The sequence below is a fragment of the Pseudomonas sp. B21-041 genome (assembly GCF_024748675.1).
Classification (GTDB): Bacteria; Pseudomonadota; Gammaproteobacteria; order Pseudomonadales; family Pseudomonadaceae; genus Aquipseudomonas; species Aquipseudomonas neuropathica.
This window is the reverse complement of the sequence record NZ_CP087175.1, coordinates 186,720-200,832: the sequence shown is the minus strand read 5'-3', so window position 1 is coordinate 200,832 and position 14,113 is coordinate 186,720. Positions and strand designations below refer to the sequence as shown.

Annotated in this window: 11 protein-coding genes and 1 tRNA gene; 2 read left to right on the top strand and 10 right to left on the bottom strand. The window is 60.6% G+C overall.

Annotated elements, in window-relative coordinates; all coding sequences use genetic code 11:
* Positions 1 to 88: 88 nt before the first annotated feature.
* A complete protein-coding gene (gene gabD / locus LOY43_RS00860; protein WP_007917688.1) occupies positions 89 to 1,531 on the bottom strand; it encodes an NADP-dependent succinate-semialdehyde dehydrogenase in 1,443 nt (480 codons plus the stop codon).
* A 442-nt stretch (positions 1,532 to 1,973) separates the two neighbouring features.
* Here gabD and LOY43_RS00855 point away from each other — a divergent pair.
* A tRNA-Arg gene (locus LOY43_RS00855) sits at positions 1,974 to 2,050 on the top strand.
* A 76-nt stretch (positions 2,051 to 2,126) separates the two neighbouring features.
* On the opposite strand, the gene LOY43_RS00850 is transcribed toward LOY43_RS00855, so the two are convergent.
* From LOY43_RS00850 to LOY43_RS00830, 5 genes are all read right to left on the bottom strand, one after another.
* On the bottom strand, positions 2,127 to 2,396 hold the full coding sequence (locus LOY43_RS00850; protein WP_245398013.1) for a hypothetical protein: 270 nt from the start codon (positions 2,394 to 2,396) through the stop codon (positions 2,127 to 2,129).
* A gap of 19 nt (positions 2,397 to 2,415) precedes the next feature.
* On the bottom strand, positions 2,416 to 3,012 hold the full coding sequence (locus LOY43_RS00845) for a hypothetical protein (protein WP_258709065.1): 597 nt from the start codon (positions 3,010 to 3,012) through the stop codon (positions 2,416 to 2,418).
* Positions 3,009 to 3,590, bottom strand: a complete 582-nt coding sequence (locus tag LOY43_RS00840) for an RNA polymerase sigma factor (RefSeq protein WP_258709910.1) — start codon at positions 3,588 to 3,590, stop codon at positions 3,009 to 3,011. The genes LOY43_RS00845 and LOY43_RS00840 overlap by 4 nt, the downstream gene beginning before the upstream one ends.
* Before the next feature lie 30 nt (positions 3,591 to 3,620).
* Positions 3,621 to 5,300, bottom strand: coding sequence for a VWA domain-containing protein (locus tag LOY43_RS00835; protein WP_258709064.1), 1,680 nt, complete (start codon positions 5,298 to 5,300; stop codon positions 3,621 to 3,623).
* Positions 5,301 to 5,387: 87 nt separating this feature from the next.
* Positions 5,388 to 5,948: a YbhB/YbcL family Raf kinase inhibitor-like protein gene (locus tag LOY43_RS00830; RefSeq protein ID WP_102899649.1), complete on the bottom strand. Its 561-nt coding sequence runs from the start codon at positions 5,946 to 5,948 to the stop codon at positions 5,388 to 5,390.
* Between the two features lie 139 nt (positions 5,949 to 6,087).
* Between LOY43_RS00830 and LOY43_RS00825 the strand changes: the two genes are divergently transcribed.
* Positions 6,088 to 7,617, top strand: coding sequence for an FAD-dependent oxidoreductase (locus LOY43_RS00825; protein ID WP_258709063.1), 1,530 nt, complete (start codon positions 6,088 to 6,090; stop codon positions 7,615 to 7,617).
* Positions 7,618 to 7,648: 31 nt separating this feature from the next.
* Here the strand turns inward: LOY43_RS00825 and pgaD are convergent, their stop codons facing one another.
* Genes pgaD through pgaA form a run of 4 tightly spaced genes read right to left on the bottom strand, consistent with a single transcriptional unit; the run spans position 7,649 to position 14,020 of the window.
* Positions 7,649 to 8,176 (bottom strand): poly-beta-1,6-N-acetyl-D-glucosamine biosynthesis protein PgaD, encoded by a 528-nt coding sequence (gene pgaD / locus LOY43_RS00820; RefSeq protein WP_095047043.1) that lies wholly within the window; start codon positions 8,174 to 8,176, stop codon positions 7,649 to 7,651.
* Entirely contained in the window at positions 8,173 to 9,528 is a 1,356-nt protein-coding gene (pgaC, locus tag LOY43_RS00815) for a poly-beta-1,6-N-acetyl-D-glucosamine synthase (protein ID WP_258709062.1), read from the bottom strand. Before pgaC ends, pgaD begins: the two co-directional genes overlap by 4 nt.
* Before the next feature lies 1 nt (position 9,529).
* On the bottom strand, positions 9,530 to 11,527 hold the full coding sequence (gene pgaB, locus LOY43_RS00810; protein ID WP_258709061.1) for a poly-beta-1,6-N-acetyl-D-glucosamine N-deacetylase PgaB: 1,998 nt from the start codon (positions 11,525 to 11,527) through the stop codon (positions 9,530 to 9,532).
* A gap of 12 nt (positions 11,528 to 11,539) precedes the next feature.
* Complete coding sequence (gene pgaA / locus LOY43_RS00805) at positions 11,540 to 14,020, bottom strand: poly-beta-1,6 N-acetyl-D-glucosamine export porin PgaA (protein ID WP_258709060.1); 2,481 nt, start codon at positions 14,018 to 14,020, stop codon at positions 11,540 to 11,542.
* Between the last annotated feature and the right edge of the window lie 93 nt (positions 14,021 to 14,113).

The window sequence follows — 14,113 nt, the reverse complement described above, 5'->3', positions numbered from 1 at the left end:
CCTGGCCGCAGAGAAAATTCCGGTTTGAAACCACGCAAAGGGACAGCGCTCTCGTGCCCTTTGCGTTTGCAGCAATCCTTGTCCGAGCTTAGATGCCCAGGCAGAGGTATTTGATTTCCAGGTAATCTTCGATGCCGTACTTGGAGCCTTCACGGCCCAGGCCCGAGGCCTTGATGCCACCAAATGGCGCGACTTCGTTGGAGATCAGCCCAGTGTTGACGCCAACCATGCCGTATTCCAGCGCTTCCGCGACACGGAACACACGACCGAGGTCGCGAGCGTAGAAGTAGGAGGCCAGGCCGAACTCGGTGTCGTTGGACATCGCGATCACTTCGGCTTCGTCTTTGAAACGGAACAGCGGCGCCAGTGGACCGAAGGTTTCTTCCTTGGCCACGGCGGCATTTTTCGGCACGTTGGTGAGGATGGTCGGCTCGAAGAAGTTGCCTTCCATCGCCTTGCCGCCAGCCAGCACGGTGGCGCCTTTGGCTACAGCGTCAGCGATGTGTTCTTGCACCTTTGCCACGGCTTTTTCGTCGATCAGCGGGCCAGTGGTGGTGCCGTCTTCCAGACCGTTGCCGATCTTCAGTTTCGCCACAGCCACTTTCAGCTTCTCGGCGAATGCGTCGTAGACCGAATCCTGAATGTACAGACGGTTGGCGCAGACGCAGGTCTGGCCGTTGTTGCGGTATTTGGAAATGATCGCGCCTTCAACGGCCTTATCCAGGTCCGCGTCGTCGAACACGATAAACGGCGCGTTGCCGCCCAGTTCCAGCGAGACTTTCTTGATGTCCTTGGCGCATTCCGACATCAGTTGACGACCGATTTCGGTCGAACCGGTGAAGGACAGTTTGCGCACGATCGGGTTGCTGGTCAGCTCGCTGCCGATGTCGCCGGCGCTGCCGGAGACCACGCTGAACACGCCCGCAGGAATGCCCGCGCGCTGGGCCAGTTCGGCCAACGCGAAAGCGGAAAACGGAGTTTGCGAAGCTGGCTTGAGCACCATGGTGCAACCGGCAGCCAGTGCTGGACCGGCCTTGCGGGTGATCATCGCCGCCGGGAAGTTCCACGGGGTAATCGCCGCGGTCACGCCGATTGGCTGCTTGATCACGATCAGGCGCTTGTCTGGCTGGTGGCCCGGAATCACGTCACCGTAGATGCGCTTGGCTTCTTCGGCAAACCACTCGATGAACGACGCGGCGTAAACGATTTCGCCCTTGGCTTCGGCCAGCGGCTTGCCCTGCTCGAGGGTCATCAGACGCGCGAGGTCGTCCTGGTTCTCGATCATCAGCTCGAACCAGCGACGCAGCTTGCCGGCACGCTCTTTGGCGGTCAGGGCACGCCAGGCCGGCAGCGCTTTGTCTGCGGCTTCGATGGCACGGCGGGTTTCGGCAGCGCCCATTTTTGGCACGGTACCGAGGATTTCGCCGGTGGCCGGGTTGTTGACCTTGATCGTCTGACCGTTGTCCGCATCGACCCAAGCGCCATCAATGAAGGCTTGCTGGCGGAACAACAGGGTGTCTTTAAGCTGCATGTCGGCTTTCCTTAACAGCACCGCGGCCTGCGCGGAGCAAATTATGATTGTAGAAAGGCGCCTCGCAAGGCTGCCGTCAGGGAAATCAGTGACCGGGTGTGGCGCATCGACAGTGCACGATTCGAAACACCGGCGCTTCAACGCCCGGTCAACGAGCGTTTGAAATCTCAAACGGATCGTAGGATCAAAGGGGTTAAAGGACAATAGGTCGTTCGAAAAAAAGAACAAAAACGCCGCGTTTGTGGAATTTTTCAGATCAACGAGCCTAAAGCCTCAGCCGCAGCAAAACCATAGAACAGTCCCACGAAAGCGCCAAGCGAGGGTTTTGCAGGACGTTACCGTTTTATGGAATACCGCGATTTGCGCGGACATGCGCACTGACAATACCCGCCAAAACCCGGCATGGACGCCCCGAGTCGACCTAGGTATGATGTCGCCCGCTGCACCAGTAGCTCAGCTGGATAGAGTACTGCCCTCCGAAGGCAGGGGTCGTGGGTTCGAATCCCGCCTGGTGCACCATTGATTTAACGAGAAAGCCCCGGACTGTCATGGTCCGGGGCTTTTTTGTGGACGATGCAAAGGCACCTGAACGACGTCACTCCGTCGTCCAGTCGAACTCGTCGTAATCATCGTCGTCTTCTTCCTCCTCAACCTCCTCTTCGAAAACGTCGTCTTCATCAACGACATCTTCTTCCGGCTGATTCAGCAGAAATTCCTTACGCGTCTCGGTAATCGCGCGCCGCATCTCTTCGCCCTTCTCCGGGCAGTTGAGCAGTTGGGCGATGCGGTCAATTTTTGCTGCCACGTTGTCCTCCAGCGCATTGGCAATAGCCCGATAGTGCGCGTTTTTGCGGGGCAATGCCAAATGGCTGGGGTTCAGGCGGTCATTTTTTCTGCAACTGTTCGAGTTGGGCGTCGAGATCGGCGTTCGGGTAGCGTTTGTGCAGGTTGTTGAACAGGCTGTCGGCGGCTTGCGATTGGCCGGATTCGCGTAGGCGCAGGACTTCGCGCAGTTGTGCGTCGAGGCCGTTGGCCGGGGCGGCGGCGCGTTTGCTGAATTTGGCTTCATCGGCGCTGATGGCTTGATCCTGCATCGGTGCGGCCATTTCCATCATCGGCGCAGGTGCCGGTATGGCGCCGGCCGGAGCGGACAATCGGTGCAGTTGCGCTGAGTTCGTATCGGTCATCGGTACGGCAAGTTTGGGGGCTGGGGCGTAGTCGTAATGACGCAGCGGCTCAGGAGCGCGCTGTACCAGTGACAACATCAATGCCACGCCGACGAGGCTGGCGAATGCAACCTGCCAGCGTGGTTTACGGCAAGCATCCAGCCAGCGTTGCCACAGGCTTGGTTTCGGCGCAGGGGTTTGACGCTGCGCAGCGTTGAGGATGAACGCATCCAGATGCGCTGGCGGTTCAGCGTTGTGCTGTTCGCGAACATGTTTAATCACCGAATCTTCCGGTGTCTGGCGGGCGTCAGTCATGTCAGTACCTCCTCGGCCAGCAGCCGACGCAGTTTTTGCTGGGCATAGCGCAAGCGGCTTTTGACGGTTTCCAGCGGTGTTTCGGTGAGGCTGGCGATTTGTGCCAGGTCGAGGTCGCCGTGGGCACGCAGCAAGAACACCTCGCGCTGGTCGGCGGGCAGGGTTTGCAGGGCGCTTTCCAGGCGCTGGCTGTCGCGACTGAGGCTGAGCAGTTGTTCGGGATCGTTGGTTTCATCGCTGACCGCGTGATGTTGCTCGTCGTAGCTGTCGTGCAACGGTTGCCGGGCGCCGTGTTTGCGCCAGTGATCAATCAGGCGATTACGGGCAATCTGGAACAACCACGTACGAAATGTCGCCCGGCCTTGTGGCTGACTGCTGCTGCGGATCAGGCTCAGCCAGGTTTCCTGAAACACCTCGTCGGCCAGTTCGGGTTTGCCGCTCAATCCGAGCAGAAACCGGTACAGGCCTTGGCGATGGCGCGCGTACAAGATCTCGAACGCCGCGCTGTCGCCTTGGCGATAACGCGCCAGCAACGATTCATCGCTGCTGGCGGTTGAGCTGTCTGCCGAGGCAAACAGCTGACTGATGAAGCCTTTCAGACGACTCACTTATTTGATCCGTTGTTCAGTGGCCAACGCGTTCGATGCGGTTGAGCTGCGCAAGCTCTGCGCCAGTTCGACCAGTTGCACGAACTCGTTGCGCAGACCGAAGCGATCATCGCCGCGAGCGCCACGGGCCAATGCCTCGGTGTCCTTCAAGCTGAAGTCGCCGGTATAACGGCCGTCTTTGAGCTGCTGGGAGAACGCGGCCACGGCGGCGGCAAAACGCAGATCTTCGCTGGCGGTTGCAACCTGATTGGCGATGGGCCGTTCGATCAGCAGACTTTTCCCACCTTCGGCACGCTGATAACGCACACGCAGCATTGCTAATTCTCCGCTCTTTGCCGAAACAACAGCGTCGGATTTGCCGTAACGCAGCGGCTCCAGCCAGCCCTGCTCGCCCGCCGGAACAATTTCGTACAGCGCGGTCACCGTGTGTCCTGCGCCGATTTCGCCGGCATCGACTTTGTCATTGCTGAAATCCTCACGCTTCAACGCACGGTTCTCGTAGCCGAGCAGGCGATATTCGCTGACCTGCGCCGGGTTGAATTCCACCTGCAGTTTGACGTTTTGCGCCACCACGGCGAGGGTCGAACTCAACTGATCCACCAATACTTTGCGTGCCTCGCGCAGGTTGTCGATATAGGCGTAGTTACCATCGCCAGCGTCGGCCAGTTGTTCCATCAAGTGTTCATTGTAGTTATCCACACCGAAACCCAGGGTCGTCAGCGAAATCCCGGTTGTGCGTTTATCCACAGCCATTTGTTTGAGGCTGCCGAAGTCACTGACGCCGACATTGAAGTCACCATCAGTGGCCAGGAGGATGCGGTTGATGCCTTTGGGGATGAAGGCTTGCTGTGCCATTTGGTAGGCCAATTCGATGCCTGAAGCGCCGGCGGTCGAACCGCCCGCAGTCAATTGCTCAATGGCTGTACGAATTTTCGCTTTTTCACGTCCAGAAGTCGGCTCCAGCACCACTCTCGATTCGCCGGCATACACCACCAACGAAACGCGATCCTGATCGCGCAACTGATCGACCAGCAATTTCAGCGTGCTTTTGACCATCGGCAGGCCTTCGCGGCGATCCATCGAGCCGGACACGTCGACCAGAAATACCAGATTGGCCGGGGCCAGTTCCGCCACGGCGCGGTCGGAGGCCTTGATGCCGATGCGCAGCAAGCGCGTGTGCGGGTTCCACGGTGAAGCGGCCAGTTCGGTGGTCACGCCGAAGGGCGAGCCATCACTGGGCAGCGCGTAGTCGTAGGGGAAGTAATTGACCAGTTCCTCCAGCCTCACCGCGCCTTCCGGCGGCAGTCGGCCCTGATTGAGCAAGCGGCGGACGTTGGCATAAGCGCCCGTATCGACGTCGGCACTGAAAGTCGAAACCGGTGTCTCGGCGACGCTGTGGATCGGGTTATCGGCCAACGTCTGATACTGCTCGCGCTGCTCGTCGCGATAGCTCTGTGGATAACTTTCACTCAACGGCATCGGCGCGCTGCCCGCATTGGGCATCCTGTACAGCGCGCGTTTGGCCATTGAGCTGTCAGCCATCACGGCTTCCTGTTGAACCAGCACCTCAGGCTGCGCCGGCGCTGGCACAGCAGCGGAATCGGGTGTGGACGAAGCACCGCAACCGGCGAGCGCCAGCAGCACACCAACCGCAACAGGACGCAAGAGAGAATGAGACATGGGGGCTGACCTCGGGATGAAATTGATCATTCATCCCCTGAGACGGGCAGCCCTTTCAGTTAGGGTTAAACGCCGCTAAAAATATTTTTAGCGGTGATAACGCCGCACCGCACTGCTGTTACGCAGCACATGGCCTTTGATTTTTTCCATCAGCTCGGCGCGGGTCAAACCGGCCGGCAAGGCATCCGGGGCCAGATCCAGTGCGTAGATCTGAATGATGTAGTGGTGCGCACTGTCGCCCACTGGCGGGCACGGCCCCATGTAATGGGTGTTGCCCTTGCTGTTGGTGCCGCCGACACCTTCGAACGCGGATTTGGCGCCGACGCCCGCCGCGATCTGGTGCGTGGTGGCTTTGATGCCGTAATGAATCCAGTGATCGACGCCCAGGCCTTTCTGGCCGTCCGGGTCGTGCATGACGATCGCATAACTCTGGGTACCGGCAGGACCTGCGTTCCAGCTCAAGGCCGGCGACTGGTTCTTGCCGCCGCAACCGGGCGCATCGCTGGCCGCTGCCGAGGTGAACAGGCGGTTATCGGAAACACCCGGGATGCTCAGGGTGAAACGCTCCTGGGCCTGCGCCGGAAACTGCACGCAAAGGGTGACGGCGAGGGCCGCCAGCCAGGGGTTGAGAGAGGTCAATCGGGTCATTCCGGGAGCACCTTGTGCAGTGGGGCCGTCGTCGGCTTGCAAACTATAGCTGTACCGTTCGTGCCGTGGCAGTGGCAAATGGCTGAACCTCGCACTACCGCGCAAACTCACAAGAGAAATGCCCGCGAGGAAGCCGATCATGCCCCTGCACCGTGTCGCCCGATTCGCCGATGTCCCTGAAGACCGTGGCCTGCAGGTTGAAATCGGCGAATGCAAGATTGTGCTGTTGCGCACCAACGGCCAGTTACGTGCGTTTCAGGGCGAATGCCCACATGCCGGCGCGCCGTTGGCTGATGGTGCGTTGTGTCACGGACGCCTGATCTGCCCGTGGCATAAAGCTGCGTTTCGCGCGGAGGACGGCGCACTGTGCGAGCCCCCGGCGCTCGACAGCCTCAAGCGCTATCCGCTGGAACTGCGTGGCGACGAGGTTTGGGTCGATTATCAGCCGTTGCCCGACCCGCATACGCCGCCGGCGGACGATTCGCGCACTTTCGTGATTGTCGGTGCCGGCGCGGCAGGTACAGCGTGCGCGGCGGCGTTGCGGGAAAAGGGTTTCAGTGGGCGGATTGTGATGATCGATCGCGAGGCGGATGCCGGTTACGACCGTACCGTGTTGAGCAAATTTGTCCTAGCCGGGGAGATGACCCCGCAAGAAACACCGCCGCTGCGTGAAGATGACTTCTATAAAGAGCAGCGCATTGAACGTCAACAAGGCGAAATTAGCGCAATCGACGCGCCGAACAAAACCTTGCACCTTATCGACGGCCAGACGCTGAGTTATGACGCCGCGGTGCTGGCCACTGGCGGTGAGCCCAACTCGCTGAAGTTACCCGGCGCCGACCTGCCTCAGGTGTTCGTTTTGCGCTCAAAAACTCAGGCAGAGCAGATCATGAGCTCAGCCAGACCGGAGCAACGCGCGGTGATCATCGGCGACAGCTTCATCGCCCTCGAATGCGCATCGGCCCTACGCCAATATGGCCTCGACGTCACGGTACTGGCTCGCCACGCGATGCCCTTCGCTGCGCAATTCGGTGAAGCCGTGGGCAAGGCGATCCGCGCGCTGCACGAACAGAACGGGGTGAAGTTCATCATCGAACACGCAGCCACCGAGATCATCGGCGATGGCAAAGTCGAGGCCGTATTGCTGGACAATGGCCTGCGTCTTTCGGCGGATCTGGTACTGGCCGGGATCGGTGTGCACCCGGCCACCGAGGCCTTCGCGTCACTGCCGAGGGAAAAAGATCAGTCATTGCGCGTCGATGACGGTATGCGCGTTACGGACGGCCTGTGGGCGATCGGCGACATCGCTACTTTCCCGCTTCACGGCCAGCCGCAACGCATCGAACACTGGCGCCTGGCCCAGCAGCATGCGCGAATCGCGGCTGCCAATATGCTGGGTGGCGAGGAGCATTACCTCGACGTGCCGTTTTTCTGGACCTGGCACTTCGGCAAGAATTACGACTACCTCGGCCATGCTGAGCACTGGGATGAAGTGGAGTTTCTCGGCGAGCCTGAACATCCGCCATTTATTGGTCTGTTCGGCAGAAACGGCATTCTGGTCGCTGCAGTCGCTTGCGAGAAGGAACGGGCGATGGCGCTGCTGGCCGAGCGAATGAAGCAACCGCTGGCAATGGAAGAGGCTTGGACACTGGTCCGCGATTACGCTTGATCGTTCCCACGCGGAGCGTGGGAACGATCAATTAACGGGGAAGAGGTTCGCGATTGTCGTCATCCTCGGCATGCAGAAAAATCACCCGCGGATGCTCCAGTGGTGCCAGCGGCGGTGGCAGTTCCTGCGGCTGAACCGGCCAGAAATGTGTCACCACATGGCTGATGTCACCCTCCTGATCGTTATGAATGGTCATCACCCCTGGCGTGCGCAACTTCTGAAAGCGGTCATCGCAGAGTTTGAAACTCTTGCTCAGCCCTTCATCGTCAATCACCGGCGATGGCAAGCGGCGCTGGGCGAAGCTGCGGCTTTTGCGCTGCTGATAGCGCGCCCAGGAAATCAGAATCACCGCGTTGACCAAGGCAATCCACAGATAAATCTGCAGGGTGCCCAGCGCGTCGAACGCCGATTTATCGAGCAGCGGCCCGCCCGCGTGAGTTTCGATCAGCGGCCATAAGCCACGGATCAGCAGAAACAGCAGGCCAACCCAGGCCACCACGGTGAGGATCACATCGATCACTACCAGAAAGGGCCGCTGGCGAGTCCGGATGATTTTCATTTGATGACCTCCTCTTCGTCGTCGCCGATCGGTTTGATGCCCCGATCAGGACTGACCCAACGCGCACGTTTCTGATGTTGACCGAACAGCACTTTGGGGAAGCTGACCAACGTGGTCAGCAGGCTGATTAGCCAGAACACCAACGGATACCAGACCACCCAGAACATCGTGCGGCCCAATCCCGGCTCATAGCGCCGATCGATGACGATGCTTACCGCGAACTGCACCAGGCAGACGAAGGCCAGCAGCAACCCGGTAAATGCCGGCGGCATCAGGTGATCCACCGCGATCGCCTCCGGCATGACCACAAATTTGCCAACGGCCCAGAAGATCACCGACAACAGGAAGGTGAACGCCCAACCGGTCGACAGGCAGTATTCGAAGAGCAGCGGCCACAGGTAACGATGGCGGTACTGCCAGATGCCACGAATATTCTTGAACAGCACTTCGGCGCCGCCCTGCGCCCAGCGCAGTCGTTGCTTCCACAGACCGCCGAGGGTTTCCGGCATGAGGATCCAGCACAGCGCGCGTGGCTCGTAGAAGATGCTCCAGTGATCCAGTTGCAGCTTCCAGCTGATATCGATGTCTTCGGTGATCATGTCCGGGCTCCAGTAACCGACGCGGTTCAACGCGGTACGGCGGAACGCGACGATCACCCCGGAGACGGTAAAAATCCGCCCGAATACCCGTTGCGTGCGCTTGATCAAGCCGATGATCGATGAGAACTCACCGACCTGCACCCGCCCGACCAGCGTCGAGCGCGTTCGGATCCGCGGGTTACCGGTCACCGCGCCAAGGCGTGCGTTATCCAGCATCGGCGCGACCAGATACGCCGCGGTGTTCGGCGCCAGCAACGCATCACCATCGATGCACACCAGATACTCACTACGCGCAGCGATCGCCCCCATACGCAGCGCGACAGCCTTGCCCTGGTTTTCCGCCAGATGCAGCACGCGCAAACGTGGATCTTCCTTGGCCAGCGCATCGAGCACTTCGGCGGTGTTGTCCTTCGAGCCGTCGTTGATCGCGATAACTTCGATGTTCGGATAATGCTGGGCCAGCGCCGCATGGATGGTGTCGGCAGCGTTGTCACCTTCGTTGTAGCAAGGAATCAGGATCGAGATCAGCGGCTCGCCTTCCAGTGGCGGCGGCAGGGTGTCGTCCTGCCATGGCCAGTGGCGCTCCCAGTGCAGCCAGAAATACAGGCCGCCGGCAATCCACAACCCGGACATGAACAGCGGGTAGAAGAACACGAAGTCCATCAGGAACTGCCCGGTGACCAGGAAGATCAGCCCCAGCGGCACGCCGAGGACGAGCGCCAGAACAAGCAGGGCTAACAGTCTATCCAGCATGTTATGGATTCCATTTGTTGGAGAGTGCAGGCCTTACGGTTTTCAGGTCCGGCAGGTTGTCGAGGAAGTTGTCCGGGTAGTAACCGAAACTGGTCGCGCCCTGACGCTTGAGGCGACCCATCCAGTCAGCCAGAAGGGCACCGCCAATGTCGGCCTGATCCTTTTTCGTCCAGTCGCGTGCCTGCAATTCGAACACCGTACGATCCAGCGCGCCGGGGCGTTTCCTGACTGTAGCCACCAACGCTTCCAGCCACGGGCCGGACTCTGCCTGGGTCTGTTTTTCCATCAGCGGCATGGCCATCGGCGCGGTCCAGTCGTAGGTCTGCAAGAAGTCATCGAGGTTCTGTGCGTACCATGCTTCGCTCTCGGGATTGAGCATTGGCTCGGCGAAAATATTGCGTGCGGTCAGCACCTGCGGGCCGCGGATCGCACGGACTTTGGCGGTCAGCTCGTTGGTGAAGTCAATGAGGTATTGGCTCTTGAAGCGCGTCCAGCGCTGCATCGCTGCCGGATCGTCGCGCAATGCTGCAATCGAACCCGGCAAGCCGTGGGCAGCGTAGGCTTTCAGGGCTTCAGGGCCGGCATCTTCGAAATCCGACAGTACCGCGTCATCGTGGTAAAGAATGCCGTTGACCGAGGTCAGGCGCGCCACGTCTTCGTAGATTTCACCGATGATCCGTCGCACTTCAGGATCGAACGGCGACAAGCGTTGGTACTGATCCGGATCCACCGAGGTGATGCCGGTTTTCGGGTCCCAACGGGTCACGCGCGGCAGTTTCGAGTCGAGACCAAAACTCAGCACCGGCATCCACGCGAAGACCTTCACGTTAGCGCGGGTACGTAGTTGCCAGGCGACGCGGTTAAAAATATCCGCACGCACCGGCAAGTGACGGTTGGGGAAGTACAGCGAATGCACCAGGCCATCGCCCTTGGGATCGGCGAAGGCTTGCAGGAACACCGTGTTGGCGCCCAAGTCAGCGATGCGCTGCACCAGTTTTCCGAGGTTGATGTCCTGCTGCGCCGGATCCGGGTCGTAAACGTTGTCCAGATCAACATGCACAACGCGCATGACGAAATCCGACTGCACGTCGACGATACTGTTGGCGAAACGCTCGCCGTCAGGATCCGAAGCAACGAGAAAGCGCGGGCTGCTCATCAGGTTGTCGAGGGCGTCGAGACCGTCTTCGAGGGTCAGGGCCATTTCGTAGCCCTCCTCGCCAACCACCGTCAGCGATGTGCCGTCCGCCGCGCCATACGGCCAGACCCAGACGCGTGGTTTCTTGCCGGTGACCTTGCGGATTTTTTCCGAGATGTTGTTCACGTCGGTGCGAATCCGTGCTTGGAATTCGGCCTCGGACTCATAACGTTTGGTCAGCGGATCATAGCGCCGGGTCGCGGCAGCAGGCTGCAGGTTGCCCTGCGGGTTGGCCAGGATCCCTTTGTGGTTGGCGTCGGTGTGCGCGGCAATTTCCACCAGACCGGATTGCGAGATTTCGCGAATCTGATCCCAGGTCAGGAAGTCGGAACGCGCACGCGGCGCACCGGCAAAATCCACCGGTTGATTGAGCGGCGTGTCGATCCAGCTGCCGACCGGTGCCAGCAGCGCGTGCCAGTTATAGGCGCGCAGCACCGGCAGTACGCGGGTGTAAAAGCTCGAATAGCCGTCGTCGAAGCTGAGCAGGATCGCTTTCGCCGGCAGCTCCGGGCCGCCCTTGCGCGCGGCCATGATCTGGTCGACGGTGACCGGTTTGTAGCCGTTCTCGCGCAACCACGCGAGCTGCTCGATCATGCGCTCGGTGCGCACCGCCACCACGGCCTGATCGGGATCGCGGTCTTCAACGTCGTGATAGGCAATGCCGAGCACGTGATTTTTCGGCCACGGTTTTTCGCTGGCCGCCAGCGGACGCTCGGATGGCGGCGCAAAGGCCGGAGCTTGCTGGGCGCAGGCGCTGACCAGCAGCGCTCCCAGCAGAAGGATGAAACGCGAAATCAAAGGCATCTTCAAACTCTTCTAGAAGCGGAAAGTGAGGTCGACGAGCAGACGCAGATCGGTCTCCCGATCACCGTCGTAAGGCCGGTTGATCACACTGAACAAACCGCCCACTTCGAACACGTCGTTCCAGGCGTAACGTTGGCCGTAACCGAGCAGGGCCATGCCGCCGGTGCCGTGCTCACGCTGGCTGTACGTGCCTGCTCCGGCTTGGAATTGTTGGCTCCAGGAGGTTTCGTAGCGGTGGTAGAGCACGTGATTGACGTTGACCAGCGGCATCACGCTGAAGTCGGATTTGGGGTTGAAGTACGGCACATCATCAGACTTGGAGTTGTGGCTGGTGCCGACCTCCAGACCGGCGTCGACCTGCACGTTCGGCGCGCTGTAGACGCCCTCACGGCCGGTGAGCAAGGCTTCGACGCGGTTGTTGCCGTCGCTGAAGTGCGACGGGCTTACCGACAGGCGCCACTCGCGGCTTTCGTTGGCGCGCCAGCGGATGAAACCGCTGCCGCCGTTGGCCTTGATGTCGCTGTTGAGCGCGCGCAATGGTGTCTCAGCCGAGAGGTATTCGAGGCTGCCGCCGTACTGCCAATGGTCGTTGATGTCGCGGGCGATCGCCAGCCGCGCGCCCTGTTTGTCGCCGAAACCGTAATCGTGATTGGACACTTCGGCTTCAAGGGTCATGTCACGAGTGCGGCGTTCCAGGCCAACACGCTGAAAGCGGTGGTGACCGGTGCCTTCGGCGAAGTCGCCGGTGGCATAACCGACCCCGGCGAACACGCGCCAGTCTTCATTGATGGGCGGGCTGTACAGGGTGGTCTGGATACCGAAATCGCGGCTGCCGCTGACAGCACCGGCATCACCGCTGCCACCACCGTTGGCCTTGCCGCCGTAGGCTTCGACGCGCAGCTCGGACATGTCGTGCACTTCGCGCTCACGGGCCAGACGCTGTACCTGGCGGTTATCCGGATAACGGGCGACGACGTCGTCGGTCAGCGCATCCATTTGCCGCCATTCCTGTAATTCCATCGCGGTGTGGGCCTGGCCAATTTCCAGTCCCATGGCGCGTGGCACCATGCTCTCGGTTTCCTTGAGCTGCATTTCTGCGCGGCGCGGCCAGTTACGGGCCAGGTATAAATCGGCCTGAGCCAGACGCAAACCGACGTTACCCGGCGCCTGATCGACCAGCGTCTGCAAGCGCTCCTCACCGTGGGGCAAGTCAGCGCTGTAAGTGCCGGCCTGCGCCGCCAGTTGCTGGGCGTCCATCCATTCATCATTGGGGTTGCCGATCGGCAAGCCCTTGAGTTCGACACGCGGACGCTGGGACTTGGCGGCGTCCTCGGCGACTTTGCGCGCCTCATCAGCGCGGTCGCTTTCCAGCAGCGAGTAGTACAGCGCTGTGGTGTCTACGAGTCGGTCGCCGACATCGGCATCCGGCGCCGCAAGCACTTGGCGATACAAGTCCGTGGCGATTTCCGGCTGGCGTTGATCCAGATACGACGCCGCTACCCAACGCAGTGCGTAGGTCGGAATCTTCACGCCTTCGGCTTGCAGCTTTTGGTATTCAGTGATGACGTCGGCGGTGCGCGCCCGGGCCTTGAGCGCGCCCATGCGATCGATGCGCCAGCGAATCACGTCGTCGTGCGCCGTGGCATCCGGTGTCCAGGTGGCGAGCAGTTTGTCGTAATCGACCAGCGCTCGGTCGGCGATGACGTAGCGTTCTTTTTCGCTGCGGGTGGCGAGTTCGGCGAGGCGCACGCGCTCGGCGGCCAGATCACCTTCGAGGCGACGCAACGTGACCGGATCGATCAACCCCGGGCGCTGATTGGCCATACGCAACGCCGGTTCCGGCAAACGCGCCTTTTGCAGAGCAACCACGTATTCGCGAGCGACTTCCGGCTTGCTGCCGGCGCGCTTGAAGGCCTGATCGTATTCGAACAGGGCATCGTAAGGTTTGTTGTCACGGGTCAGGGCATAGCCCAAGGCGAGACGGCGCGACGGATCATCGGGCTTGGCCGCGACCAGCGCTTTGGCGCGGGTCACCGCTTCGTCGGGTTTACCGGCGTCAGCCTGAGTCAGGGCCAGGCCCAGTTGCAGGTCGGCGTTGTCCGGCTCCAGCGCCAAAGCCTTGTTGTAGACCTGCGTGGCTTGATCCCAACGTTTGAGATTGCGATAGGCGCGGGCGGTGGCGGTCAGCGCCTGAACCGGCAGCACGTGGTCGCGGCCCTGGGTTTCATAGACTTGCACCACTTCGGCGTCGAGTCCGGCCCAACTGGCAATTTGCAGGTGATCGCTGATCTGCCCGGTGGTCGATTGGCCGGGTGGCACCTGCCGCAAAACCGTTAGCGCAGGCGTGTATTGCCCGGCACGGGCGTCGCGCACCATTTGATCGTAGGGTGTGTCGGCAAACGCCAGTGCCGGCCAGAGCAACTGGCTGCACAGCGCGACTCGAAACAAAGGGCGTAAACCACGATGTAATACGGGAACATCAATACGCGGCATTCGTCAGCATCCTTACATGGCCAGCCGGGTCGCAATGCCCTCCTTGCCCATTCGTAACGGTGGCCGCCAATGCACATGCAACGGCCAAGCTTA